The organism is Nostoc sp. (assembly GCF_036916655.1).
In the GTDB taxonomy this organism is placed as follows: domain Bacteria; phylum Cyanobacteriota; class Cyanobacteriia; order Cyanobacteriales; family Nostocaceae; genus Nostoc.
The window spans coordinates 16,705-43,168 of the sequence record NZ_JBALFY010000116.1; the positions used below are offsets into that span (position 1 = coordinate 16,705).

A 26,464-nucleotide genomic window follows, 5' to 3' on the forward strand; every position below is an offset into this window, starting at 1 on the left:
CATGACAATAACCCTGCTGAACAATCGCTATCAAATTATCCAGGTAATCGGCGCTGGTGGGTTTGGCGAAACCTTTCTAGCAGAAGATGTCCACATGCCTTCTCGCCGTCGCTGCGTGATTAAGCAACTCAAACCGGTCACGAATAATGACCCGCAAACCTATCAGCTTATTCAACAACGATTTGAAAGGGAAGCCGCAACCTTGGAGTATTTGGGTGAAAGTAGCTACCAAATTCCTAAACTCTATGCCTACTTTTCTGAGAACGGGCAATTTTACCTTGTTCAAGAATGGATTCACGGCCAAACCCTGACAAAAATTGTCGAAGCCAAAGGATTTGAAAGTGAAACTGTGGTTCGGCAAATCCTCTTGAGTCTGCTTTCAGTTTTAAATTATGTTCACAGCAAAGGCATTATTCACCGCGATATCAAGCCAGATAACATTATTCTCCGTTCTGTTGATAGCGAGCCAGTTTTGATTGATTTTGGGGCAGTTAAAGAAACAATCCGTTCTGTGGTGAATCCTTCAGGATACCCGACGCGATCGCTCGTCATTGGTACACCCGGATATATGCCTAGCGAACAAGCTGTTGGCCGCCCAGTTTACGCCACTGATATTTACAGCTTAGGTTTAACAGCAATTTATCTGCTGACTGGCAAACACCCACAAGAACTACTAACCGATCTGAAAACTGGGGAAATACTTTGGCATCAGCACGCGCCTCATGTCTCTTCTCAATTGACGGCGATACTCAATCAGGCAATTAGACCTCATGCTGGCGATCGCTACAGCACTGCCAGTAAAATGCTATATGCCCTGCAATCTGCTAGCAATATACCTCCTGAGTTAGCTGCAAATACTGCCACAGTCAGTTTTTCTGCTACTGCGACATCGACTCGACAAACTCAGCCATTATATTCTCCGCAAAAAAATTCTGCAATCGCAGGATCTTCTGCTCCTGGAAACTGGCAAAAATCTGCTGTAATTGTTGGTAGTTTGCTGGTAGGCGGCTTGATTGGTGCAGTTGTAATACCTAGCATCATTCGTCAGCAACAGCCAGAAACAACCATTGCCAAAAGTCCTACCCCATCGCCAGAATCTTTTCCGAATCCTATATCTAGCGAACCGCCCATTTCTTCCCAAACTTCACCACTTTCAGTTCCAACTGTACCGATCTCACCACGACAACAGCCAGTAATTCCCGAAATGCCAACTTCTAATCCTCCGGTTGTATCTATACCACAGCCAAAAAGGAAGCCTGTAACTTCAGATACTCCAACACCAGTAGCAGTACTTACACCACAGCCAGAACCAAAGAATGAGGCAAGTGCAGTTCCCACACCAGAAGCACCTTCAGCGCCACAAACCAACGAACAGCCGACCAGGAAAGTCGCTAGCGTTCCAGCATTTCCTACAGGTACATCAAGAAGCACTGTAGAGGCTACCCTTGGCAAACCAAATCAAGATTTAAGAGGCGCATGGGGCAAGACTCGGGCTGTCGTTTACAAACTAGTGCCAAACAAAATTGATCTTGGCTACTTATTCGATCGTAATTCTAAATCGCTGCGCCAAACTGAGGTATCTTTTGCCCAATCAGTAGACCCACAAGTAATGGAAGATACCTTGAATGGAATGTTAAGTGGGCAAGCCACTGAAGAAATTAAGCAGGGACTTAAACAGGTACAACAGCGTAAATCTGATAATTTTAGTTTTAAGAATGGCTCAGTTAAAGGTCAGATTATCCGCCAACAATGTGATTTTATTTACATCAGCATTTGGGATGGAAATTTACATGATTTTGTCAGTCCATCTACAGCCAAACAGTGTTAATTTTTTGAAAAACATTGTTCTCAAAAACTAAATTTTTGTATCCCGTAAGACAGATTCAGTATTCAAGATAGTGCTTACAAAACTGTCTTAATTGGGCTATGATCGAGACAATTTCAGTCTTCACAAGCACAAAAACTAAATTTTTAGAATTAGCTCGTTTGTTTTCTTGCCCGTTACCCAATGCCCAATACCCATTTCAAATTCTTAATCTTCATAAAGTTATAAATACCATTATTAAGTTTTTAATAATACTTGTCTCAGCTTCTACATTCATGTCGTAAATTGCGATTGGAATTGTGTAATCTAAAAAGAGCAAAGCTAAATTATTCAATTGAGATCTGATGACTCCTACAATTATGCGTCAGCTTTGGTCAGTGGTTGAAACCGCCCAAGCCAAGCTCCTCTTACAACTTGATGATGCTAGCTTGGTGCAGTGGTTAGTGAAACAAACCGAAACGCAAGTTTTGTTAAATTCTCACGAAACTGATTATCTGTGCCACTACATTCAATCTCGGCTAGCCCTTATACGCGATATTGCTTATGAACGTCAGTGTTCATAATTGCAAAATCAGCATGAATTGATAGTCAACTGGCTTTTTGAGGAAAATAACCTTCTACTAAGCAGTCAGAGCCTACTACACGCCAACGAACACGTTCTAGAGATAACGCCTCGGTCATGGTAGTAAAACCTAAATCGCCCACTGGTGTGGGAGCAATGTTACCACCAATGATTTTTGGGGCAATAAATGCCAAAACTTTTTGCACTGCTCCTTGAGCGATCGCACTAGCTGCTAAAGTACCACCACATTCCCATAGCACGCTACAAAAACCCCGTTCATATAAGTATGCCATTGCTTTATCCGGTGTCAGTGATGTTAATTCCACCACCTCCACACCCTGTTTGAGCAACAGTTGTTGAAAATCGGGATTAGCACCTTTCTGTGTCAAAACCAAAGTTGGAGCATCCGTAGTTTGCCACAGATGGGCACTTTCCGGTAAGTTAAGATGGCGACTCATCACCACCCGCAGGGGATTATGTGCCTCTAGCTGATGGCTGGTTAAGTAAGGATTATCCTGCCGGACTGTATTACCGCCGACAATTATAGCATCACAACCCGCCCGCAGTTGATGTACTTCATTGCGGGCCTCTTGGCTTGTCACCCAAGCGCTATGACCAGAGGTAGTAGCAATTTTCCCATCTAAAGTCATGGCATATTTTAAAATTCCTAAAGGTCGTTTGTAGAGAATGCGATGTACAAAAGCTTCATTGAGCTGACGACAAGCTTCTTCTTCTACTCCTACCAAGACTTCGATCCCCGCCGCCCGCAAACGGGCAATACCACCTCCAGCTACCAATGGATTGGGATCAACCATACCCACTACTACTTTTGCCACCCCTGCTTGGATCAATCCTTCCGAACAAGGGGGGGTACGTCCGTAGTGATTGCAAGGTTCAAGTGACACATAGATTGTTGCACCACGGGCAGCGCCAACACCTGCGGCTTTTAAGGCAAATACTTCTGCATGAGGCTCGCCTGCACGAGGATGAAACCCTTCGCCGATAATCTGGCCATCCTTGACAATCACCGCCCCCACTAGCGGATTTGGCGAAGTCCGCCCTAAAGCGCGGCGTGCAAGTTCCAAACACCGCAACATCATACGAGAGTCAAAGTCAGTTCCTACTTTTTGCTTTGGTGGTGAATTCGAGCCAACTGCTGACTGCACTAGAGGTATATTTTCCTGAGTGTAGTTTGGTAAGGATGCATCTGCTTGAGCGACCACTGGGGAATTATCCATAATTTTGGGCAATACTGTAAATATTCTGCACGCGATCGCGCAGCCTCTCCACAGGAGAATCGCGCTTTGATCCTGGTAATTAAACAGTAATATCCAGGCGCTATTATTGCCTGTCTTAACTTGGATGAGTCTGTCATATTGACATTACAATTTAGCGTAACTGAAACTTTAGCAGATTTGAACTGGGGATTGGGGATTGGGTACTGGGAACCGGGGATTGGGTTCGATGAGTTATGTAGTATCCAATCTAATTAGCGGTAAAAAAATAGACTACTAAGACAATACTGTTTGGTTTCGAGTCGGAGAGGACATATACCCGAATATAGATTTAATCTTCACAACTAGCCTTTACAGTAACTAATAATAGGATGTTTAGGAGATTACTAATTTATGCCTGAAGAGTATCGCTTGGAGGAACAATTTCTATCCCAAGAAGCTGAAAAAAGAATATCCAGTCAGCTAGATGAAGTAGAAAAAATAGAAATAGATATACAAACCGATCTATTGAAAATAGTTCAAGGGCCGGCTGATGGAGTTTCACTTACAGGTCAAGGATTCGTTATCCAACCAGACATTCGGGTACAAGAAATAAAACTGCAAACAGATAGTATTGCCATCAATCCTTTCACCGCTCTTTTTGGTCAAATAGAACTCAATCAACCGGTAAATGCCATTGCTCAAATTACACTCAGTGAATTAGATATTAATACTGCTTTGGACTCAGATTTTGTTCGCAATAAAATACAGAATTTTGAGTTGAATGTAGATGGTGAAATTGTAAGTTTTGAGCCGGAAGAAACTAAGGTATTTTTACCTGGTGATGGCAAAATAGAATTAAGGGGAAAGTTGCTGTTAAAAGAAATGGGAAATACTCGCCCTTTAGCTTATGCTGCGATCGCACGTCCACCAAGTCATTCTCAACCCGCGATGTTGGAGAGTTTTAACTGCACTGAGGGAGAGGGAATTTCAATAGAATTAATTATAGCGTTGATGCAGAAAGCTAAAGAGCTAATGAGTATACCATATTTTGAATGGAAAGATATCGCTTTTAATATCAAAAATATAGAAGCACAGAAGGGTAATTTACTCCTTATGCTAGAAGCTCAGGTAAGGCAAATACGCTCATCATCAACTCTACTATCTCCTTAGTAAGATTGACAGGAGTTAAAGATAATTTTTGTTACTGAAGGATGATGTAAATGTCAGAAAATTTTTCTAATATAACTTTGGAAAGCTACTTATTTTTAAATTTCAAGTTATGCAAGAGTATGATGTTGTCCTGATCGGTGCTGGACATAATGGGCTAGTTTGTGCAGCTTATTTACTAAAAGCTGGTTATAGCGTTCTGTTACTAGAAAAGCGCTCTGTTCCGGGTGGTGCAGCAACAACTGAAGAGTGTTTACCCCAAGAAGCCCCAGGATTTAAATTTAATTTGTGTGCTATTGACCATGAATTTATTCACTTAGGGCCAGTTGTTGAAGAATTAGAATTAGAAAAATACGGCTTGCATTATTTAGAGTGCGATCCGGTTGTTTTCTGTCCTCATCCTGATGGCAAGTATTTCTTAGGACATAAGTCGGTGGAAAAGACTTGTGCAGAAATTGCTCGTTACAATGAACGCGATGCCAGAAAATACGCAGAATTTGTAGATTTTTGGCAGCGATCGCTAGGTGCAATGATTCCGATGTTCAATGCACCACCAAAGTCAATTATAGATATCCTTGGTAACTACGACATCACAAAACTGAAAGATTTATTTTCGGTGATTGGTTCTCCAAACAAAACGCTGGACTTCATTCGCACGATGTTAACCAGCGCTGAAGATTTACTTAACGAGTGGTTTGATGAGGAATTTCTAAAAGCACCACTAGCCAGACTAGCAGCAGAACTTGGCGCACCGCCATCACAAAAAACCCTTGCTATCGGTGCAATTATGATGGCAATGCGTCATAATCCAGGAATGGCCAGACCTCGCGGTGGAACTGGCGCACTTGTGCAAGCTTTGGTGAATTTAGTCACAAGTAAAGGTGGCGTGATTCTTACAGACCAGCATGTTGAAAAAGTTTTAATTGATGATGGCAAAGCTGTAGGTGTACGCATTGCTGGTGGTAAAGAATATCGCGCTAAATATGGGGTTATTTCTAATATTGATGCCAAGCGATTATTTTTACAAATGACTGATCAAAGCGATGTTGATGCAGCCGATCCAAATCTATGGGAAAGATTAGAACGCCGTATCGTTAATAACAACGAAACTATCCTCAAAATAGATTTGGCTTTAGATGAACCACTGCACTTTCCATACCACGCCCACAAAGACGAATATCTCGTTGGTTCTATCTTAATTGCAGATTCCGTAGCTCATGTAGAACAGGCTCATAGCAAATGTACCTTGGGAGAGATTCCTGATGCTGACCCATCAATGTATTTGGTAATGCCTAGTTATTTAGATCCTACATTAGCACCATCAGGTAAGCACACCCTATGGATTGAATTTTTTGCCCCTTATCAAATTGCTGGCGCAGAAGGCACTGGTTTAAAAGGTACTGGTTGGACTGATGAATTGAAAAACAAAGTTGCAGATAGAGTAATTGATAAGTTGGCAGACTATGCACCAAATGTCAAGAATGCAACTATTGCCCGTCGTGTAGAAAGTCCAGCAGAACTAGGAGAAAGGTTAGGTGCATATAAAGGCAACTATTACCATGTTGACATGACTCTGGATCAGATGATCTTTTTCCGCCCCTTGCCAGAAATAGCGAACTACAAAACACCAATTGATAATCTATTTTTGACTGGTGCAGGTACTCATCCAGGTGGTTCAATTTCGGGAATGCCGGGACGCAATTGTGCCCGCGCATTTTTACAGGCAAAACATCCCATTAGCCAAACTCTAAAGGATGCACGAGATTCGATTAAGTCAACTGTCGAGTCAGTTTTTGGAATCAATTAAACCTTGCAAAAATAGAGCCTATTCTCTTCTATTTTTTGCCTTTGTGTCTTGGTACTGAAAATATGATTTTGGTATTACAAAGACATGAAGGCAAGCTATTGCACCTACAAATTGCAAATAGACCAGGCGCTAGGGGCACAGCAATGCTCATACGTGTCAACTTAACGTACAACCGCTTGTCCGCCGGGAATTGAAATTCCCGTCTCATAGCTAAAGTCATCTGAAGATGACTAAATATCGCCAAAAATCTCCAGTCTACTTCAGTAGACTTAAGCCTATTAGCCCGGAAATTTATTTCCGGGCGGGCATGGAAGCCAACAGTTAAGCTATTTTCACCTTAAGTTGACACCAATGAGCAATGCTGTGCCCTTACGGCAGATGTGGTTCAAATACATGAAACCTGCTGTAAGCTGCATATTTTCAATCACGAAAAAGACGCAAACACAGAGTTTGAATAATGATTAGCTTAGATAATTGCTTGACACAATAAAGCAAATAACAGCCTTTTATTGTCAAAAGCTACTACAATAGCATCCCTGTTAATTAAAGGGAAATACTACATATACGAGTGCGATGTCTATGACGAGTTATGCTTACGCAACGTAGGCAGCAACACAAATTATTATTTTTTTATTGAAATAGAACCTAAGTGATTGCTTTGCGTGTGTCTAATATGATAATCTAATCTACGCTTGATTTTTATAAAAATCTCTGCATCGCCAACAAAGCTCTTTCTCAAAATAAAAGTAAATTAATGGCTAAAAACTAGTGTATTTTGATAATACTCAAAAGACAAGCAGATTTTAACATCATTTAATAAGTTTTGTAGGTACAGCATGGTTTTTCGGCACTGCTTCGTTGCATCTAACATGATAGTTTTCTTAGTATTTGGTTGTAGTAATGGGGCAAATTCATCGATAGAAAATACTACACAATTTGTTCAAGAAAGTAATGTAACCCAACTTTTCATAGAAGCGAAGGCTACGCAAAAAGCAGAAGATTTCTTTCATCAAGGCAATCATTTATTAGATGGACAACTTTATGAAGATGCTATAAAAGCTTATGACAAAGCGATCGCCATCAAAGTTGAGAATCCTGAAGCTTGGATTAACCGTGGCATAGCCTTAACATCGTTGCAACGCTACCAAGACGCTCTTGTATCTTACGACAAAGCGATCGCCATCAAACCCGACAAATATGAAGCTTGGTATAATCGCGGCATCGCCCTAACATCGTTGCACCGCTACCAAGATGCTCTTGCATCTTACGACAAAGCGATCGCCACCAAACCTAACAAATATGAAGCCTTAATCAACCGAGGCATAGCTCTGACAAAGCTGCACCGCTACCAAGATGCGATCGCATCTTATAATAGAGCGATCGCCATTAAGCCGGATTTGCACCAAGCATATTACAACAAAGCTTGCTCTTATGCTTTACAAAGCAATCTAGAATTAGCAATTGAGAATCTAGATAAAGCAATCGAGTTTGTTCCTGATAAATACAAGAAATTAGCCAAAACTGATCCCGACTTTAGCAAAGTGCGTAGTGAAAAGCAGTTTCAGAAATTACTGCAATAGTATTTTATTACCACTACTCAGTGTAGAATATAAGCCTAACAAGATTTTTTTCGTGATGCTAGCGGTTTAAGATTAGACATGAAAAAATTGTTAATCACCGGAGCAAGCGGTTTTTTAGGATGGCATCTTTGCCAGCTTGCAAAAGAAGAATGGGAGATTTATGGCACTTATTTATCCCATCCCTTAGAAATTCCTGACATGAAAATGTTAAAAGCAAACTTAACAAATTTTCAGGAATTGAAACGCATATTTAATAATGTCAAACCAACGGCAGTTATTCATACTGCTGCCCATTCGCAACCAAATTTTTGTCAAACCAACCCCAAAGAATCGCACGCAATTAATGTGATAGCATCCTGCAATATTGCCGGACTGTGTGCAGATAGTTCTATTCCTTGTGCTTTTACTTCAACTGATTTAGTTTTTGATGGCTTAAATGCCCCATATCAAGAAACAGATGCCGTGTGCCCTGTCAATCTTTACGGTGAGCAAAAGGCGATCGCAGAAGCAGATATGCTAGAAAGATATCCTATGACCGCAGTGTGTCGAATGCCGTTAATGTTTGGTGCAGCAACACCCACAGCTAAAAGCTTTATTCAGCCATTTATTCAGACTTTACAAGCCGAAGAAGAACTAAGTTTATTTATAGATGAATTTCGCACACCAGTAAGTGGAACAACTGCCGCCAAAGGACTTTTATTAGCATTAGAAAAAGTGAACGGCATCATTCACTTAGGTGGCAAAGAGCGAATTTCGCGTTATGATTTTGGACAGATATTAGTGGAAGTATTTCAACTTCCTAGCACTGGTCTTAAATCCTGCCGACAACAAGATGTGAAAATGGCAGCACCTAGACCGGCGGATGTTTCTTTGGATAGTTCCAAAGCTTTTGCGTTGGGGTATCAGCCTTTATCTGTAAAGGAAGAATTAAAAATGCTATAGTTGGTGGCACTTAAACAATGGGATTTAGACAAAAATTAGCCCATGAGTAAGTAGAACAATTTCTAGACTATTTGGTGGACAAGTGCTTGGTTTTTATTCCGCAGATTCAATAAGAATCACTTCGTCTCTAGGAATATATCTACCGTTATAAGCAAGACGCACTCTTCCATCTTGGGCAATATCATTGATTTCCTCTCCTTTGGGATTCCACCAATTAGGTACATCAATCCAGGTGCATCTGTCACCTATTTTAAGTCTTTGTATTCGACTTGCAGTTTCCTGGCTCCAATCTTTTATTGGGTTGAGTATATTGTAAGGAATTATTTCTGTCTTAATTCTCTTTATCCAAGAGGTATTACCTTCTTCTTTTTCTAATTCAGTGTTTTTGTATGAGCTTGTCATAGATATAAAATCTGCTTCTGAGATAAATAAGTTTTGAAAGTCTATCCACTCATAACACTCTATATTTTGCCCTAGCAAGACAACTTTTGCTCTTTGGATATTAATATCAAACTCTATTGCAGCCCCTATATGTCCTTGATGTGTTTGACACAGTAGCTTGAGTTTCTGAAGTAACTCTAAATCTAATTTTGCCAAAGGTGTTTCATATCTCTTTGTATTATCGTCATCACCGTCAAATCGTTCGACTGTATCGCTCACATGTGAAATAGAAGGGTTGCCAGCAAAACCCATGTCAAATATTATAGGGTCTTTGAGTAGTTTCTCATGTTCAAGTATTGCTTGATATATAACTTCGGCTGTTGTGTCTGTAGTTACATTACTGATTTCGTTATGTCTGTCTATAAGTTTATGCTGATTAAATTGAATGTCTCCATATATATCTTTTTCCTCTATATAGATGAATCCGGTTCTAGTATCTTCCAAATGTGTGATTTCATGATGAGTTGCAACTTTTTGAATATCCTGAGCCATTCCATAAGCTTCCAGACATGAAGCTAACAGTACTGCCTGAGTTGCACCCAGACCACCAACACCTTTACCCCATTCATCAGCAGATCCTCTTCTGCTGATTTCCCCGATTGCGTAAATCGTTGCTCCTACATGGTTACTTTTATCTTTTTCTACCCTTGTTGTAATAGAACTAAAACTTGTAGGAGAAGTCTGTATTTCGTAATTTAGAAAACCTACTCCCTTTTTATTAACAAGTGCAATATCAGTTCTTCTGCCTGGGTATTGGTATTCTTGAATTGACTCAAAACTTTCTTGTTTAAAGTAGGTTTGAGTAGTTGCATTAAGTATATTTTCTGCTCGACTTTTGGCATATTTGTGTACTGCACTTTCGCTTCTAGTACTGACAAATTGATTGCTGATACAATCTATTTCTGTTTCTTGTGCTTCTTCTATATTGACGTTATGAGAAAAATGTCCACAGACCCAGAAAGATGTTTCTTTGCGTGTTTTATGGTGCGCTTTTTTATAGAAAAGTGGGCGATCGCAGAATATACATGTGAAAATTTCATCCTTTTTGTAGAGGCTCAATTGAGCATCAACAAAAATACGGTTCTTATTTAATGCGTATCGAACCATATATACTAAATTCCATAGCTAAGTAAAAAAACATCAGTAGCTATAAAATATTATACTAATCTTTGGTAAACTTACACTGGATAATTACTTAATTTATCTCTTCCTTTGTAGTTCGTTTAATAAATATTACCTGCATCTTCATGGAAAATTAGTATTAATAAAGCAATCTTTCATCTTGCGTCTTGGGACGAAACAAAATCCATACCATTATTCCGAAACTCCAAATAGTAGCCGCTTTTCTGTAAACAGAAAGGCGGCTAGCGCTGAGGTACTACGAATAAGCATCTATTGGCAGACAAGAACAAACAAAATTCCTGTCACCAAAGGCTGCATCAATGCGACCAACAGCAGGCCAGAATTTATATTCACGAGTCCAAGGCGCAGGATAGGCAGCTTGTTCACGAGAATAGGGATGATTCCATTCTCTGGTGATGAGACTTTCGGCAGTGTGGGGTGCGTTCTTCAAAACATTATCTTGAGCATCCACTTTGCCGACTTCTATTTCGGCGATTTCTTGGCGAATAGAAATCAACGCATCACAGAAACGATCTAACTCTTGTTTAGATTCACTTTCTGTAGGTTCCACCATGATTGTACCCCCGACAGGCCAGGAGACAGTCGGCGCATGGAAACCGTAATCCATGAGACGCTTGGCGACATCATCGATTTCGATCGCAGCTGATTTTTTGAGCGATCGCAAATCTAAAATACACTCATGGGCAACTAGACCATTTTTCCCTTGATACAAAACCGGATAATACGATTCCAGTTTCTTAGCGATGTAGTTAGCGTTGAGAATCGCCACCTTCGTTGCATGGGTTAAACCATCTGCACCCATCATCGCAATGTACATCCAAGAAATTACCAAGATACTCGCACTACCCCAAGGCGCAGCCGCCACAGCACCAATATGCTGGGTACTGGGGATTGGGGATTGGGTATTGGGAATTTCCTCTTTTCTAGTTCCCAGTCTCCAGTCCCCAATCGCTACCACAGGATGTCCAGGTAGGAACGGTACAAGATGAGATGCAACCCCAATAGGCCCCATACCAGGGCCACCGCCACCGTGAGGAATACAGAAGGTTTTGTGCAGATTCAAGTGACAGACATCCGCGCCAATATCTCCAGGACGACAAATTCCCACTTGGGCATTCATATTTGCCCCATCCATGTAAACTTGTCCACCATGACTATGGACAACAGCGCAGATTTCCTGAATTGGTTCCTCAAATACACCGTGAGTTGAGGGATATGTCACCATTAAGGCGGCGAGTTCATTGCTGTGTTTTTCTGCCTTACTCTTCAGGTCATCAACATCAATATTACCTTGTAAGTCACAGGCAACTGCTACCACCTTCATCCCGCACATCACCGCACTTGCTGGGTTTGTCCCGTGTGCAGAAGCGGGAATCAAACAGACATTGCGGTGTGCTTCACCTCGATTTTCGTGATATTGACGAATTACTAAAAGTCCAGCATATTCGCCCTGAGAACCAGCATTTGGTTGTAGAGAAATTCCCGCAAAACCAGTAATTTCAGCTAACCATGCCTCAAGTTGCTGGAATAGGATTTGATAACCTTGCGTTTGCGACGCCGGGGCAAATGGATGAATCTTGCAAAATTTCTCCCAACTTACCGGAATCATTTCAGCAGTTGCATTCAACTTCATTGTGCAAGAACCCAAAGGAATCATCGACGTTGTTAGCGACAAATCCTTACTTTCTAGCTTGTGCAGATAACGTAATAACTCCGTTTCTGAGTGATAGCGGTTAAAGACTGGGTGAGTGAGATAGGTACTGGTGCGAGAAAGAGGGAGATGAGAGGATGAGGAAGAAGTTAATTCTTCTAAAGTGAAGGGTAAATCATCTGTACCAGCAAAAATCTGCCAGAGTTCGATTAAGTCTTCTGGTGTAGTTGTTTCATCCAGCGAGATACCAACAGTAGTTGCATCAAAAACCCGTAGGTTAATTTGAAACTGTTCGCTAGCTGCCAGAATATCTTTTAAATTTTGTCTTCCCAGTTCTACTCGCAGCGTATCAAAGAAATCTTTGGAACTGATGCTATACCCCAAACGCTTCAGTCCTTCCGCCAATAACACTGTCAAAGAGTGGATATTTTCAGCAATTTGCTTCAGTCCAGTAGGGCCATGATAGACGGCGTACATACTCGCCATTACCGCCAGCAAAACCTGTGCTGTACAAATATTACTAGTAGCTTTTTCGCGGCGGATGTGCTGTTCGCGGGTTTGCAACGCGAGACGTAATGCAGGCTTACCTTGAGCATCTTTTGATACTCCCACAATTCGCCCTGGAACCAGCCGCTTATACTCTTCCTTCGTAGCAAAGTATGCCGCATGAGGGCCCCCAAAGCCCAAGGGAATACCGAATCTCTGAGTGCTACCGACAGCAATATCAGCGCCAAATTCCCCAGGAGGGGTTAGCAAAGTTAAACTTAAAGGATCTGCTGCTACCGTCACCAATGCACCCTTAGCATGGGCTTTTTCTATAAAAGCGCGGTAGTCGAAAATGGTGCCATCACTTGCAGGGTATTGCAGAACAGCCCCAAAAATTGGTTGCTCGAAATCAAATGTTTGATGATCGCCAACAATAATTTTAATCCCCAATGGTTTAGCGCGTGTTTGCAACACGTCAATAGTTTGGGGATGGCAATCATGAGAGACTAAATAGGCATCTGCGTGATTTTTGGAGACACCATAGCTTAAGCTCATCGCTTCTGCTGCTGCTGTGGCTTCATCAAGTAAGGAAGCATTGGCAATTTCTAAACCTGTGAGGTCAATAATTAGGGTTTGGAAATTCAGCAGCGCTTCTAGTCGTCCTTGAGCAATTTCTGGCTGATAGGGAGTGTAGGCAGTATACCAACCAGGGTTTTCTAGAATGTTACGCCCAATCACAGGAGGGGTAATACTGTCGTAATATCCCATACCAATGTATGAGCGGAAAACCTGATTTTTGGCTGCAACTTTTTTTAAAGATGCCAGCGCTGCATACTCACTTTCTGCTGCTGGTAACTTTAGCGGTTGCTTCAACCTGATTGACTGTGGAACTGTTTGGTCAATTAGGGCATCCAGGCTAGGAAACCCCAAAACCTTCAGCATTTGGTGGATGTCATCAGTGTTAGGGCCAATGTGTCTTGGCACAAAACTACTTAACTTTTGACTTTTTTCGTCCAGCACTTGCTGCTCATTAGACTTGAGAATAGGGGCGTGTGATACCACAAATTACTCTCCAGATGGTACTATTTAATATTTTGCAATAAATACTGATGAGAAGTAGGTGTAACTTTTCAGTTTATCTAAATTTCATGACTTCTTTTCGAGTGGAGTGGAAAGAGGCAGGGAGCAGGGAGCAAGGGGGATAGAAAAGAGGCAAGGGAGCAGGGAGAGTTGGGGAGAAGATATTTGTAGTTTTTCCCCCTGCCCCCTGCACCCTGCACCCTTACTCCCTATTCCCCTTCTACCAGTGCGCGATACTGAGCCGCTGTCAAGTCGTCGTCAACTTCACCAGGATCATCGACGCGCACTTTCAAGAACCATCCTTCGCCGTAGGGGTCATCTGACACTTGTTCGGGATCGTCAATCAAAGCATCATTACGTTCTATGACTGTGCCGGTCACTGGTGAATTCAGTTCTTCAACGGCTTTCACTGATTCAATTGTGCCAATTTTATCTCCCTTGCTAATAGCTTCGCCGATATCTGGCAGTTCCAAAAACACGATATCACCCAATTCATGTACGGCAAACTCAGTAATGCCAATGGTGGCAATTTCACCATCTAGTCGCACGTATTCATGAGAATCTAGGTATTTGAAATCTTCAGGATATTCAAAAGACATATCACTTCCTCTCCCTTATTAAAAAATTATTGCCTCGATAGTCATCCAAGCCATATCTGGTAATGAACCTTAGTGTAGATTGAATAACTCACAACACATTATTCCTCAAAAACCTTGGCGCTTGTTAGTTGGCAACACGATTTTTTGACCGATAGAAGGGACGTTTAACCACAACTGCTGGATAAGCTTTGCCGCGAATCTCAACTTCTAGCTGCTGAGTGACAGTTGCTAGCTGGGTGGGGATGTATGCTAAGGCAACGGGATAACCCAGTGTTGGCGACAAAGTGCCACTGGTCACTTCCCCCACAACTTTACCTGCGGATAAAACTTGATAGCCGTGACGGGCAATGTTGCGTCCTTGGGTTTGCAAACCGACCAATCGGCGCTGCACTCCAGCAGCTTTTTGCTGTGCTAAAACTTCCCGACCAATAAAATCGCCTTTGGTATCTAGGTGAACTAGCCACCCTAAACCTGCTTCTAAAGGTGTGGTGATGTCATCGATATCTTGTCCGTAAAGTGCCATCGCCGCTTCTAGGCGCAGAGTGTCTCTCGCACCGAGTCCACAAGGGATAACACCAGCTTTATGGAGACTTCGCCACAATGCTATCCCCACATCTGGGTCTACCATCACCTCAAAGCCATCTTCTCCGGTGTAACCTGTGCGGGCTAGGAAAGCAGGTTTACCTAGTAGGGTTGCTTCCAAATGTCCAAAGGCTTTGATTGGTTGTAAGTCTTCTTGGACTAATGGCTGGAGATATTTAATCGCTTTTGGCCCTTGGACGGCGATTAAGACTTTATCTGGTGAAAGGTCTTGGAATTGCAACTTATCTAGGTCAAGGTGTTGCAATAGCCATGCTTTATCTTTACTGGAGGTTGCCGCATTAACTATGATGAATGCTTTCTGTATCCCAGTGGTGTCTTCACCTTGATAATAAACAATGATATCGTCAATAATTCCGGCTTGGGGATTTAACAATACGGTGTATTGTGCTTGGCCAGCTTGTAAACGACTCAAGTCGGAAGGCACTAGTGGCTGGAGTTGGGAAATTAGGTTTTTACCTTGGAGGGTAAATTTGCCCATGTGGGAAATATCGAACATTCCAGCTGTATTTCTGACAGCCTCGTGTTCGCGACTAATTCCACTAAATTGCACAGGCATTTCCCAGCCGCCAAAGCTGGTAAAGCGGGCTTTGAGTTCTACACCCAATTGATATAAAGGGGTTCGCGCCAGGGATTGGGCGTTGTCTTCTTGATTAGCCACAGGTAATTATATTGCGATCGCACCTCAACATCTATCATCCTACGAGATGCTTTCCAGTTTTGGGCATTGGGTGTGGGAGGTGTGGGAGGTGTGGGAGGATGGGGAAGAAGTCTTACCTCCCACACTCCCCACACTCCTCTTCCCCCCTTGTCCCCTTCTGTAAGGTTTAATAGTTAAGGTGAAAGTGTTGAGATTTATTAAGAAGACATTATGAAATATTGGCAACTGTTAGCTAGCTTTGTTTTAGCTATGGTTCTTTTTTTGTTTCCTCTATCGGCACAAGCTGCAAGTTCTTCCAGTATTACCCGTTCTGTGGGGAATGATGAACTTAAGGGCAAGGATTATTCTGGTCAAAGTTTAATTGGTACTGAGTTTACCAATCTCAAATTAGAGAATGCTAATTTTAGCAATGCTGACTTACGCGGTGGCGTGTTTAACGGTAGCGTATTGGAGGGAGTAAATCTGCATGGTGCTGATTTTAGTGAAGGCATAGCCTATCTAACAAGGTTTAAGAATGCTGATTTAAGTGATGCTGTGTTGACCGATGCCATGATGCTGCGTTCTACTTTTGATGGCGTGGATATCACGGGTACTGATTTTACAAATGCAATTTTAGATGGGGTTCAAGTGAAAAAGCTTTGTGTTAAGGCAAGTGGTATAAATTCTAAAACTGGCGTGGATACTCGCAAGTCTTTAGGATGTAAGTAAATTCTCACCCCTCTTTATCAGTCAAGAAGAGGGGAATATTATTTTAAACTGTTGAGGATATAGAGAGCGATCGCGTTTACAATAACTCTAAAAAGCTAGGCTCAAGAAAAAGTTCTATTGCTTCTTGGATATTTTCTAGTGCTTCTTCAATAGTTTCTCCTTCACTGATACAGCCTGGAAGTGAGGGAACATAGACGGTGTATCCGCCTTCATCACTGGGTTCTAATAGGACTTTTATCTTCATGCTGGAGTTTTGTAACTACTTTTTTTATTTTGAATTACTTTTAGGCGATCGCTAATGATATGCTGCTTCTCTTAAACAGCTTGTATAATTTTCCCGAACTGTCATAGTTGTAGGATGACTTACACCTAAAGTTCGTTCACAAATTTTCAAAGCTTTCTCAAATAAGGGTTTGGCTTTCCTATAGCGTCTTGCATAACGGTAGAGTGCGGCGAGATTATTCAGGCTAATGGCAACATCGGGATGATTGTCTCCCAGCAGGCGCTTACTCAGTTCTAAAGCTTTCTGATACAAGGGTTCGGCTTTGGTATGGCGTCCGGTAGATTCGTAGAGTTGTGCTAAATTATTCAGGCTAGTGGCAACATCGATATGTTCGTCTCCCAGCAGGCGTTTTCTCAATTTTAAAGCTTGCTCAAGCAACGGTTCGGCTTCGCTGTAGCGTCTTGTATAACAGTACAATGCTGCTAAATTGTTCAGACTTGTGGCAACATGGGGATGTTCTTCTCCCACGAGGCGTTTCCAGAGTTCTAAAGCTTGCTGATACAAAAATTCGGCTTTGGTATAGCGTCCTGTAGATTCGTAGATTAATGCTAAATAGCTGAGGCTAGTGGCGACATCAATATGTTCTTCTCCTAGCAAGCGTCTTCTCAGTGCTAAAGCTTGTTCAAGCAAGGGTTCGGCTTCGTTGTAGCGTCCCGTAGATTCGTAGAGTCCTGCTAAATTGCTGAGGCTAGTGGCGACATCAATATGTTCTAACCCAAGACGATTTTTAGTTAGTTCTACACACTGTTGCAACCAAGGTTCTGCTTGCTGATAAAGTCCTTGACCTTGATAAAACCAGGCTAATTTGGTAAATAGAGTAATGAGATTTTCATCTCCCACATACTGGGATAGTTGGGTTGCAACTTCTGTAATGTGTGGGATATGTGGAATCAGGTTGAGAATATCTTCAGGGTTAGGCTGTTGCGGAATTAACTTTGCTACCTCTAACATCATGGCGGCAAATTTAGTTTTTGCTTCATCTGCCTCACTTGACTTATCCAACTTCATTTGGAAAAGTTGCCGAATCTCTGGATTGAGACGATAAATTCCTTGACTTTTCTGTTGTAGCAAATGCAATTCCAGTAAATCGGCTATGGCTTTCTCGTTGAGTTCTTGTTTTTTGTCATCTTCTATGGTTTCAATAGATAAGGGAATGTCAGCTAAGGCACACAAACTTAGCAAACAGCCAAAGCTTTGGCCATTTTCATCTAATTTTTCCCAACTCACTTCAAAAGCTTCAGCTACACCATATTCAGAAGGCATCAATGAATTAGCATTGACCACTGGTTCATGTTCCACTCGTTTCTTCTCTAGCCGCGTCAGCAATGTTTCCAGAGATACATCTGGTTTTTTATCCAGATATTCTCTCACTAACTCTAACGCTAATGACAAATATGTATGTTGTTAATAGCATGAGAATCGAACCGCAGAGGCGCAGAGGACAGGGAGGAAGAGTGAAGAAGGAGCGATCGCCATTTGAAGTTACAATTGATGGCGAAGCCTCCGGGTCTGATAGTAGTAATACCTAATGCTTGACCGCAACGCCATGCTGCCCTATCGTCAACAATAGCGGCAAAGTCGGAATTTTTTAGAAGTAAGCGATCGCTCTATGTTTCAGTTTAATTTAGAGATGAATGAGCGATCGCCCTTTGTTAATGAGCATGAGAATCGAACCGCAAAGGACGCAAAGGGCGCAAAGGAAGAGAGAACAAGGAGCGATCGCCCTTTGAAGTTAGAATTGATGGGCGATCGCTGCTAAAATTTTGGTGTGGTTTTGTGAAAGGGTGCGATCGTTAGCGATATGCTTCTCTTAAAAAGATTGCATAATTTCCCCGAATCCTCATTGTATCGGGATGACCTACACCTAAAGTCTGTTCACAAATTGCCAAAGCTTGCTGATACAGAGGTTCCGCTTCGCTGTAGCGTCCTGTAGATTTGTAGAGTCCTGCGAGATTGTTCAAGCTATCGGCGACATTGGGATGGTTGTCTCCCAGTAAGCGTTTGCTTAGTTCTAAAGCTTGCTGATACAGGGGTTCTGCTTCGCTGTAACGTCCTGTAGAATCGTAAAGTGCTGCGAGATTATTCAGGCTATTGGCAACATGGGGATGGTTGTCTCCCAATAAGCGTTTTCTCAGTGCCAAGGCTTGCTGATACAGAGGTTCGGCTTCGCTGTACCGTCCTGTAGAATAGTAGAGTACTGCCAGATTGTTCAGGCTAGACGCGACATTGGGATGGTTGTCTCCCAGTAAGCGTTTTATTAGTTCCAAAGCTTGCTGATACAGGGGTTCTGCTTTGCTGTACCGTCCTGTAGAACAGTAGAGTGCTGCAAGATTGTTCAGGCTAGTAGGGACAGTGGGATGCTTGTCATCCAGTAAGCGTTTTCTCAGTTCCAAAGCTTGCTGATACAGAGGTTCTGCTTCGCTGTAGCGTCCTGTAGATTCGTAGAGTCCTGCGAGATTATTCAGGCTAGTGGCGACATCGGGATGGTTGTGTCCTTGTAGGCGTTTTGTTAGTGCCAAAGCTTGCTGATACAAAGGTTCCGCTTCGCTGTAGCGTCCTGTATATTCGTAGAGTCCTGCGAGATTATTCAGGCTAGTGGCGACATCGGGATGGTTGTCTCCTTGTAGGCGTTTTGTTAGTGCTAAAGCTTGCTGATACAGAGGTTCAGCTTCGCGGTACCGTCCTGTAGATTTGTAAAGTTCTGCGAGATTGTTCAGGGTAGCGGCGACATTGGGATGTTGTAAACCAAGACGATTTTCAGCTACCTCTACACATAGTTTGTACCAAGGTTCTGCTTGCTGATAAAGTCCTTGACCTTTATAAAACCAGCCTAAGCGTGTGAAAGGCCAAATTAAATCCTCGTTGCTGAGATAGTTGGATAAGTGGGTTGCAACTTCTGCAATGTGAGAGATAAAGGGAGTGAGATTTAAAATATCTTCACGGTTAGGCTGTTGCGGAATTTGCTTTGCCACCTCTACCATCTGCGCTGTAAAGTTTGTTTTCACCTCATCTGCATTACTTAACTCATCCAACTTCATTTGGAAAAATTGCCGAATCAGTGGATGTAAACGATATATTCCTTTACTTTGCCATTGTATTAGATGCAGTTTCCACAACTCAGCTATAGCTTTCTCCCAGAATTCTTGTGCATCATCATCTTCTATCGCCTCAACAGAAAAAGGAATATCAGCTAAAGCATACAAACTCAGCCAACAGCCAACACCTTGTGCTTTCTCATCTAACTGTTCCCAACTCAATGCAAAAGCTTCAGCAACGCCGTATTCATAATGCATCAATGGGTTAGCTTTGGCTACTGCTTCGTGTTCCAGTCGCTTTTTTTCTAGCCGCTTCAGCAGTTTTTCCAGAGACAAATCTGGCATTGTATCCACATATCGCCCCACTAACTCTAACGCCAAAGGCAAATATCCCAAGGATTTACAAATTTCTCTCGCAACCCAAGGTTCGCTTTTCAGTCGTTCTCTATCAACCAGCGATTTTAATAATTTCATCGCCGCCAATGGTTTGAGAACACCCAAAGGTAATTGCGGCAAAGTTCTATCAAACTCCAGGCGCGTTGTCAGCAATACTTTAAACCGGGGTGATTCTGGTGGTAGATAAGGCTGAACCTGTATTTTATAGTCGGTGACATCATCAAACACTAGCAACACATTACCTTGTTGCCAATTCTGCCAGCAGTATCTCAGTCTATCTGCTAATTCCCAATCGTCCGGTGCAATGAGTTGAAATTTCAATTCTGCAAATCTGAAAATCTGAATTCCGACATCTATTCCCTGCGCTGATAACCAGCAAACCCCACCTTGATAATTCTGCAAATGCTGTTTGGCGTATTGGGTAGCGAGTTCAGTTTTGCCAACTCCACCCATACCCGCCACAGCTACAATGGCAACTTGCCCAGATGTTTGTAATTGCTGGTGCAGGTTTTGTAGTTCCATCTCACGTCCGACAAATTTTTCAAATGGAACAGCAGGGGGAATATTTTGATGAATTTCTTTAATTGTGGGTTGGGGATCTTGCCCGCCATTATATTTGTTTGTCAGGCAAGCCCGTAACTTTTCTAGTCTTCCCCGGCTTTGAGAAGCGGCCAACTCAGGATAACTCTGGGCAAATTTGTTATAAACCTCTGTCATCCGTTTTTTGAGAGCAGCAGCACCAATGTTTAATTCGCTAGCAAGTTTTGCCTCACTCTTCCCTGAGTTTTCAGTCTTCAAACGCTCTACAAAAGCTGCCGTTTGCTCTGGGGATAAGCTATTAGTAGCAGCTTCATTGGCTAGAAAATCAGCCCATTGCATAGACAGCTTGTGAGATTTCTTCTTGATTCTACTTAATTTCTACCTTCTCTCTACTTTGTCTCCATTTCTAGGGAATCTCCTCTTCTTCTGGCAGAAATACCATTTGCATAGAAACATTTAGAAGAGGTTCAGCCATGAAAACTGCCTTAACAACTCCAGTCAACTCCAATCAAACCACCCAAACTTCGCAATTAATCCCCGCCTCGCCAACATCGGTAGAGAATCCATCTACCTGGATGCGAGATGGATACAGTCCTACTGAAATTATTCTGGCGGCGGCAATTTTAACTTCATTGTCCATTGGGGGAATTGCTTCTGTGATTGTGGCGATTACGGGTTTAGTTAAAACTTTAGTGCCTGTAATGGTGCAGCCGACAAGGGAAAATAAGAAGTAGTCAATTTAGAACTGGGGCGAATGGAATTCGCGGCTACACAAACAAAGTCCGCCTGCGCGGACTAAGGAAAAATTGAAGCGTTGAAACCCACGGAGGTGGGTTTTGCCTGTGTAGACGCGGTTTCTAACCGCCGATTTTATTCACAATATCAGAGAACAAGAATTTTGCGTAGGCGTAGCCAGTCGTAGACATCGCCATTTGAGCCTTTTATCCTCAACGTTGCGCCTTTTATCCTCAACGTTGAGCCTTTTATCCTCAACGTTGCGCCTTTTATCCTCAACGTTGAGCCTTTTATCTTCAACGCTGAGCCTTTTATCCTCAACGTTGCGCCTTTTATCTTCAACGCTGCACCTTTTATCCTCAACGCTGCACCTTTTATCCTCAACGTTGCGCCTTTTATCTTCAACGTTGCGCCTTTTATCCTCAACGCTGCGCCTTTTATCTTCAACGTTGCGCCTTTTATCCTCAACGTTGCGCCTTTTATCTTCAACGTTGCGCCTTTTATCCTCAACGTTGCGCCTTTTATCTTCAACGTTCCACCTTTTATCCTCAACGTTGCGTCTTTTATCTTCAACGTTCCACCTTTTATCCTCAACGTTGCGTCTTTTATCCTCAATGTTGCACCTTTTATCCTCAATGTTGGGATTTGCTACTCAAAACAGCCAGATAAATACTCTATCCCCCATGCCTCATGCCCCCTAATACTAAGGTGACTGATTTAACACCCACTTCAACCACTGACTAAAGGAACTTAAAACATTCAACCTTTGCACTCCAGTAGCACGGGCGGCGGCGAGTCCATCAACGGCGACTAATGCGGCGTATTGCAAGCCCAAAAAACTATCAACTGCTGCATAAGGGCCACCTAAAGTAATCGCCCCAGCAGCATACATTTGACCTCTATCACTACGCATTTCTACCAATTCAAAATTGTTCGCTACAGTCAATCGCCCCAGATGATTCACTGGGAGATTGTAATGTTTCACCAAATCTGCTAGAAGGGGATTGGTATCTACTTTGGCATCCAGTCCAGTAGCATCAACAATAAAGTCAGCGAGCAATTTCATTTCCCCAAAACTTTGCTCTCGGATACGGGTAATAGTCCGGTTTTGGGCATCTCGTTCTACATCCAGCACCTCACCGAAGGTAATTTGATACCAACCTTCGCTTAACCCTTGGGCAGTAATTTGCTGCCAGTCTTGACGGTCGGCGGTGGTAGTTCCACCCCAGTCTGCTAGTAAACGCTTGCGTTCATCGGGACTAGCTTTTTCTAACATTGCCCGGAGTTCGCCGCCCCAACAGGCTTTCGGCCAGTTAAAGGGTTGAAATTCGTAATGATTTTTGACTAGGCGCGTGGCTCTTTGAAATTTGTTACCTTGGGGTTTAGGCGATCGCATTAAATGCAAAACTGCAATATTCCGATTTCGTTTTCTCGCTTCATAAATCCGCTGCACAATCCGCGAAGCCACAATTCCCCGCCCCCGAATCAATACCGTACCACCATGTTGCTCTAGTTGTTCATAAACATGATCGTGGGCTTCATAAGCATTGACGACAGATTTAAAATCTTGATATTTTTCCCTATAAGCTTGTAAATCTGGGAGAAACTGAATTGCTGGATATCCAGTAGCTAAATGTAAATAACGACTAACTAAAAAAGCATAATTTCCAGGGCCGCGAGAATAAGCTACGCAATATCTGCCATCATCAGTTTTGCGAATTCCTCTAACTCGCCCATAGCGATAAATTTGATTCCAGCCAATACGCTTTGTCTCCCTATCTATAGAATCAAAGACGTTACCCGCACGGGGAGTATAAGTTTCGGCAAATGTTGGTTCAGCAAACACTTGCCACAAATACTTGAATGCTGACTTTATCTCTCCTTTGCCTAAGTCTCCCCAAGCTTCTCGCAAGGCATAACTAGGCCAGCCCCAAATATTATCAGGACAAGAGTCAGAATTAGAACGCAGTCTTTCATATAAGGGAATTTGCGAATTCAGACAGAGGCGCTTGTAACGGGCATAAGGTTCCGCCTCTAATCCCAAAGCCACAATTTTGTCAGCACGTACACCACTAATTCGCAGCAAATCAGTCCATAAAAAGCTACCCAATCCCGCCCCGATCGCTAGATAATCAGATTCATCTACTGGCAATCCCGTAGCATGAAGTGCCTGCACAGCCACCTTTTGTGTTTGAAATGCCAATGGCGGGAAATTACTTGTCAAAGGCGTTAGCGGCTGGACTACAGGCAAGCTGGGGTCTGGAAGATTGGTATTTGCGTTAAAGCGAATCGTTGAAGGGGGGCTAGTATCTGGTGCAGAGGCGTTAGCAACAAATGTCACCGTTATTAAATAGGGGCCAATTTGCAAGGTATCGCCATTCGCCAGGACACTCCGCGTTTGTGGTTGACCATTGACATAGACACCGTTAACACTGCCTTGGTCAATCACCACTAGATGGTCTTGTTCCCACTCAATTAGGGCATGGTAGCGAGAAACTTCGTTACTGTTAAGCAGCATCCGAGAAACGCGCACTCCCTTAAGTTCAGCAGGTAAACGAGCGAATTCTCGACCAAAAGCGATCGGCATATTCAACCTTGGTTCTCGCCGTTCACCTGTCGCTGGTTCTTCCCAACTTAATTGGATTTGTAAGTCATTTGTCATTTGTCATTTGTCATTAGTTATTCTCCCCTGCTCCCTGCTCCCTGCCCCCTGCCCCCTGCCCCCTGCCCCCTGCTCCCTAATTCCTTGCTACCAAAACACTTACAGCCGCCGCTAAAGATGTCCCACACCAATGACAGCCAATTTGTAGATTCTCTCCTGGGGAAACTTTATGACATTTGGGGCATTCTAAGCCATAAACTCCTGCTGGCGGTGGTGCGAAGGGTGTTGGTGGATGGTGGTGATGTCCGATGTTTACTGGTGGATGGGGTGGCAGCAAAATTGTTGCTGGAATGCTACCCGTCGAAACGCTAGTAACATTGAGTTTTATTTGTCCCAAAGTGATACTAGTGCCCTCAGTTAAAGGCATTTCACCTTGGACTAATTGCCGTCCATCGACAACGGGGGGATTTTGCGATCGCAAATTTCTAATATAAAAGCGCTGTTGCTGGTGATGAAAAAAGATTTCAACGTGCAGTCCAGAGACGGTGGGATGACTCAGAACAATATCGCACCGGAGGGGGTCGCGACCGATGCGGACAGTGCCAGGATTTTGACTTGGCTGTTGCTCGTAAATGTTCTGAGTTTTATCTTGACCTGCATCATGCCACTGTAAAGTTAGTGCGTTCATTGTTCTAACTTTGTAAATCGTATTTAGCTACTTCAACATCTTCCTGTGCGATTCCTAACACGATTGAGTAGGTGGAAGCAAGTATTTAGAAAAAACTTCAACAAGCTTTATCTGTCCGACGCTAATTTATCAGCAATACGTGTAGTTTCTGGCAGCCGATATTTTGGCGTGCAGCGTAATACATAGTCAATCGCTGTCGGTAAGCTAATTCGATGACCACTGGAGATGTACAGAGGTTTTACTCCTGTGCGCGATCGCAAAACAGCCCCAACGGTTTCACCCTCATATATCAGTGGTTGCGTACTGCCTTTGGTTTCTGCCAATTCTTCATGTTTCCCTAACAACCTGGACTTAGCTACACCAATTGTCGGCATATCTATAAGTAAACCTAAATGGCTAGCTATACCTAATCTGCGGGGATGAGCAATTCCCTGACCATCACACAGGATGATATCAGGTGTTGTTTTAATCTTTTCTAGAGCATCGAGAACGGCTGGAATTTCCCGAAATGAGAGAAACCCAGGAACATAAGGAAAGGTCGTAGGACGATGTGCTAGGCTTGTCTCAATTACTTGCAAATCAGGAAAACTCAATACTGCCACAGCTGCACGGCTAATGGTTCCATCAGCTTCAAAACCCATATCTACTCCAGCAACGTACTGGATAGGTTCTTGCAGTTGATCCTCAGTAATTACTCGATCTCGCAGCGCTTCTTGGATAACTATCGCTTCTTCTAGCGTCGATGGCCAAGCATGATCTCGATAAAACTTCATATTTATTAAAATTGGAAGTAAACTGATTAATATTAATATTGTTAATTTGGCAAGCACAAAAACACTAGTTTTTGATGTTGTTTTAGGGGAAATATAATTTTTTTAAAAATCTGTGTAAAGACTATCTTTATACTAAATATTTTAGCTTAGATTAGCTGAGATTTTGCATCATAATGTTACTTAAGGCTGTCAAGAGGGAATCCTGAGAATATAAGTTTATTTTCCGAGATTTTTCTTTTAGTGGTTATGACACAGCCAAATATTCTCAAACTTGCAAAGCAGGGAGATGCAGATGCGATCGCATCTCTGATGAACCGCCACCTACACCCCAAAAGGATCAATGCAAAAGTTGCCTTCAAAGATGCTTGCTTAGAGGTAATACTAGAATCTACCCAAATACTAAATCAGCAAATTTTAGTTGCATTTATCCGCAAAGGTTTAACAGCTTTAGGGGCTGCATCTGTTGAAATAGTCAAAGTTTATGGACAACAAACTGGTAAGGATTTTCCAGATTGGAGTAAAGAGTTTGATTTGGGCATAGAAGAAGCTGAAATAGAAGCGGTAGAGTCTTATAGTAATCCTCAAAATTTAACTATTTGTATTAACTTAAGTGGCGATATCGCACAGAGATTAACAAACCAAGATTTTGAATTTATTGCTAATCAAATCAGCACTGATATTTTATCATCTTCTACTAACGTTTTTATTCAAAAAGTAAGTATTAGTAATGGTAGCTCCACAATCACAAAAGAACGTTAGTATTTAATGTTGCTCAAGTATAGACGTTGATAAAGAATTGATAACCGTTTTTTTGCAAGAAGTCTAATAAATTAAAGTAACTTTTAAATCAAAAGTGTTGAATGTTAAGAAAAATTCGATAAAAATAACCCAAAATATGGTAGTTTTGGGCGAAGGCTTAAAATATATTAGTTTGATTGTGATT

At 42.4% G+C, this 26,464-nt stretch carries 24 protein-coding genes; 11 read left to right on the forward strand and 13 right to left on the reverse strand.

All coding sequences use genetic code 11. The annotated features are described in order from the left end of the window. The first annotated feature begins 1 nt into the window (after window position 1). Together V7L31_RS30305 and V7L31_RS30310 are read left to right on the forward strand one after the other, a co-directional pair. Window positions 2–1,828 (forward strand): protein kinase domain-containing protein, encoded by a 1,827-nt coding sequence (locus tag V7L31_RS30305; RefSeq protein ID WP_334699660.1) that lies wholly within the window; start codon window positions 2–4, stop codon window positions 1,826–1,828. 341 nt (window positions 1,829–2,169) lie between these two features. Further along, window positions 2,170–2,388, forward strand: a complete 219-nt coding sequence (locus V7L31_RS30310) for a hypothetical protein (protein ID WP_179065111.1) — start codon at window positions 2,170–2,172, stop codon at window positions 2,386–2,388. 25 nt (window positions 2,389–2,413) lie between these two features. On the opposite strand, the gene ribD is transcribed toward V7L31_RS30310, so the two are convergent. Next, window positions 2,414–3,625 carry a bifunctional diaminohydroxyphosphoribosylaminopyrimidine deaminase/5-amino-6-(5-phosphoribosylamino)uracil reductase RibD gene (ribD, locus tag V7L31_RS30315; RefSeq protein WP_334699661.1) on the reverse strand — a complete coding sequence of 404 codons (1,212 nt, stop codon included), beginning with the start codon at window positions 3,623–3,625 and terminating at the stop codon, window positions 2,414–2,416. A 390-nt stretch (window positions 3,626–4,015) separates the two neighbouring features. Here ribD and V7L31_RS30320 point away from each other — a divergent pair, with 390 nt between their 5' ends. The 4 genes from V7L31_RS30320 to V7L31_RS30335 all read left to right on the forward strand — a co-directional run bounded on the left by V7L31_RS30320 (window position 4,016) and on the right by V7L31_RS30335 (window position 9,100). Continuing rightward, on the forward strand, window positions 4,016–4,774 hold the full coding sequence (locus tag V7L31_RS30320) for an LmeA family phospholipid-binding protein (RefSeq protein ID WP_334699662.1): 759 nt from the start codon (window positions 4,016–4,018) through the stop codon (window positions 4,772–4,774). A 109-nt stretch (window positions 4,775–4,883) separates the two neighbouring features. Beyond that, entirely contained in the window at window positions 4,884–6,578 is a 1,695-nt protein-coding gene (crtO, locus tag V7L31_RS30325) for a beta-carotene ketolase CrtO (RefSeq protein WP_334699663.1), read from the forward strand. Between the two features lie 836 nt (window positions 6,579–7,414). After that, entirely contained in the window at window positions 7,415–8,158 is a 744-nt protein-coding gene (locus V7L31_RS30330) for a tetratricopeptide repeat protein (RefSeq protein WP_334699664.1), read from the forward strand. A gap of 78 nt (window positions 8,159–8,236) precedes the next feature. After that, a complete protein-coding gene (locus V7L31_RS30335) occupies window positions 8,237–9,100 on the forward strand; it encodes an SDR family oxidoreductase (protein WP_334699665.1) in 864 nt (287 codons plus the stop codon). Window positions 9,101–9,193: 93 nt separating this feature from the next. On the opposite strand, the gene V7L31_RS30340 is transcribed toward V7L31_RS30335, so the two are convergent. From V7L31_RS30340 to V7L31_RS30360, 5 genes are all read right to left on the reverse strand, one after another. Further along, window positions 9,194–10,648, reverse strand: coding sequence for a hypothetical protein (locus V7L31_RS30340; protein WP_334699666.1), 1,455 nt, complete (start codon window positions 10,646–10,648; stop codon window positions 9,194–9,196). Window positions 10,649–10,919: 271 nt separating this feature from the next. Further along, window positions 10,920–13,883 carry an aminomethyl-transferring glycine dehydrogenase gene (gene gcvP, locus V7L31_RS30345; RefSeq protein WP_334699667.1) on the reverse strand — a complete coding sequence of 988 codons (2,964 nt, stop codon included), beginning with the start codon at window positions 13,881–13,883 and terminating at the stop codon, window positions 10,920–10,922. A gap of 227 nt (window positions 13,884–14,110) precedes the next feature. Beyond that, a complete protein-coding gene (gene gcvH, locus V7L31_RS30350; RefSeq protein ID WP_179065104.1) occupies window positions 14,111–14,500 on the reverse strand; it encodes a glycine cleavage system protein GcvH in 390 nt (129 codons plus the stop codon). A gap of 124 nt (window positions 14,501–14,624) precedes the next feature. Next, on the reverse strand, window positions 14,625–15,761 hold the full coding sequence (gcvT, locus tag V7L31_RS30355; protein WP_334699668.1) for a glycine cleavage system aminomethyltransferase GcvT: 1,137 nt from the start codon (window positions 15,759–15,761) through the stop codon (window positions 14,625–14,627). Then, the gene (locus V7L31_RS30360; RefSeq protein WP_334699669.1) at window positions 15,698–15,886 is read right to left on the reverse strand and encodes a hypothetical protein; all 189 of its coding nucleotides are present in this window, start codon (window positions 15,884–15,886) and stop codon (window positions 15,698–15,700) included. Before V7L31_RS30360 ends, gcvT begins: the two co-directional genes overlap by 64 nt. An 85-nt stretch (window positions 15,887–15,971) precedes the next feature. Here V7L31_RS30360 and V7L31_RS30365 point away from each other — a divergent pair, with 85 nt between their 5' ends. Continuing rightward, window positions 15,972–16,469 (forward strand): pentapeptide repeat-containing protein, encoded by a 498-nt coding sequence (locus tag V7L31_RS30365; RefSeq protein WP_334699670.1) that lies wholly within the window; start codon window positions 15,972–15,974, stop codon window positions 16,467–16,469. 76 nt (window positions 16,470–16,545) lie between these two features. Here V7L31_RS30365 and V7L31_RS30370 read toward each other — a convergent pair whose 3' ends face one another. Further along, a complete protein-coding gene (locus V7L31_RS30370) occupies window positions 16,546–16,713 on the reverse strand; it encodes a type II toxin-antitoxin system HicB family antitoxin (RefSeq protein WP_334699671.1) in 168 nt (55 codons plus the stop codon). A 51-nt stretch (window positions 16,714–16,764) separates the two neighbouring features. Next, window positions 16,765–18,144 carry a tetratricopeptide repeat protein gene (locus V7L31_RS30375; RefSeq protein ID WP_334699672.1) on the reverse strand — a complete coding sequence of 460 codons (1,380 nt, stop codon included), beginning with the start codon at window positions 18,142–18,144 and terminating at the stop codon, window positions 16,765–16,767. A gap of 2 nt (window positions 18,145–18,146) precedes the next feature. On the opposite strand from V7L31_RS30375, the gene V7L31_RS30380 reads away from it, so the two are divergent. After that, window positions 18,147–18,281, forward strand: a complete 135-nt coding sequence (locus V7L31_RS30380; RefSeq protein WP_334699673.1) for a hypothetical protein — start codon at window positions 18,147–18,149, stop codon at window positions 18,279–18,281. Between the two features lie 80 nt (window positions 18,282–18,361). Further along, window positions 18,362–18,511 carry a hypothetical protein gene (locus tag V7L31_RS30385; RefSeq protein ID WP_334699674.1) on the forward strand — a complete coding sequence of 50 codons (150 nt, stop codon included), beginning with the start codon at window positions 18,362–18,364 and terminating at the stop codon, window positions 18,509–18,511. Window positions 18,512–18,545: 34 nt separating this feature from the next. On the opposite strand, the gene V7L31_RS30390 is transcribed toward V7L31_RS30385, so the two are convergent. Then, window positions 18,546–21,062 carry a tetratricopeptide repeat protein gene (locus V7L31_RS30390; RefSeq protein WP_334699675.1) on the reverse strand — a complete coding sequence of 839 codons (2,517 nt, stop codon included), beginning with the start codon at window positions 21,060–21,062 and terminating at the stop codon, window positions 18,546–18,548. Window positions 21,063–21,196: 134 nt separating this feature from the next. On the opposite strand from V7L31_RS30390, the gene V7L31_RS30395 reads away from it, so the two are divergent. Next, window positions 21,197–21,457, forward strand: coding sequence for a hypothetical protein (locus V7L31_RS30395; RefSeq protein WP_334699676.1), 261 nt, complete (start codon window positions 21,197–21,199; stop codon window positions 21,455–21,457). A 148-nt stretch (window positions 21,458–21,605) separates the two neighbouring features. Here the strand turns inward: V7L31_RS30395 and V7L31_RS30400 are convergent, their stop codons facing one another. From V7L31_RS30400 to nfi, 4 genes are all read right to left on the reverse strand, one after another. Then, window positions 21,606–22,094, reverse strand: coding sequence for a hypothetical protein (locus V7L31_RS30400; RefSeq protein WP_334699677.1), 489 nt, complete (start codon window positions 22,092–22,094; stop codon window positions 21,606–21,608). A gap of 67 nt (window positions 22,095–22,161) precedes the next feature. Next, window positions 22,162–24,120: an FHA domain-containing protein gene (locus V7L31_RS30405; RefSeq protein ID WP_334699678.1), complete on the reverse strand. Its 1,959-nt coding sequence runs from the start codon at window positions 24,118–24,120 to the stop codon at window positions 22,162–22,164. A gap of 76 nt (window positions 24,121–24,196) precedes the next feature. After that, window positions 24,197–24,748, reverse strand: coding sequence for an FHA domain-containing protein (locus V7L31_RS30410; protein WP_334699679.1), 552 nt, complete (start codon window positions 24,746–24,748; stop codon window positions 24,197–24,199). A 107-nt stretch (window positions 24,749–24,855) separates the two neighbouring features. Then, window positions 24,856–25,521 (reverse strand): deoxyribonuclease V, encoded by a 666-nt coding sequence (gene nfi / locus V7L31_RS30415; protein ID WP_334699680.1) that lies wholly within the window; start codon window positions 25,519–25,521, stop codon window positions 24,856–24,858. A gap of 246 nt (window positions 25,522–25,767) precedes the next feature. Here nfi and V7L31_RS30420 point away from each other — a divergent pair, with 246 nt between their 5' ends. Beyond that, window positions 25,768–26,280, forward strand: coding sequence for a hypothetical protein (locus V7L31_RS30420; RefSeq protein WP_334699681.1), 513 nt, complete (start codon window positions 25,768–25,770; stop codon window positions 26,278–26,280). Window positions 26,281–26,464 lie beyond the last annotated feature (184 nt).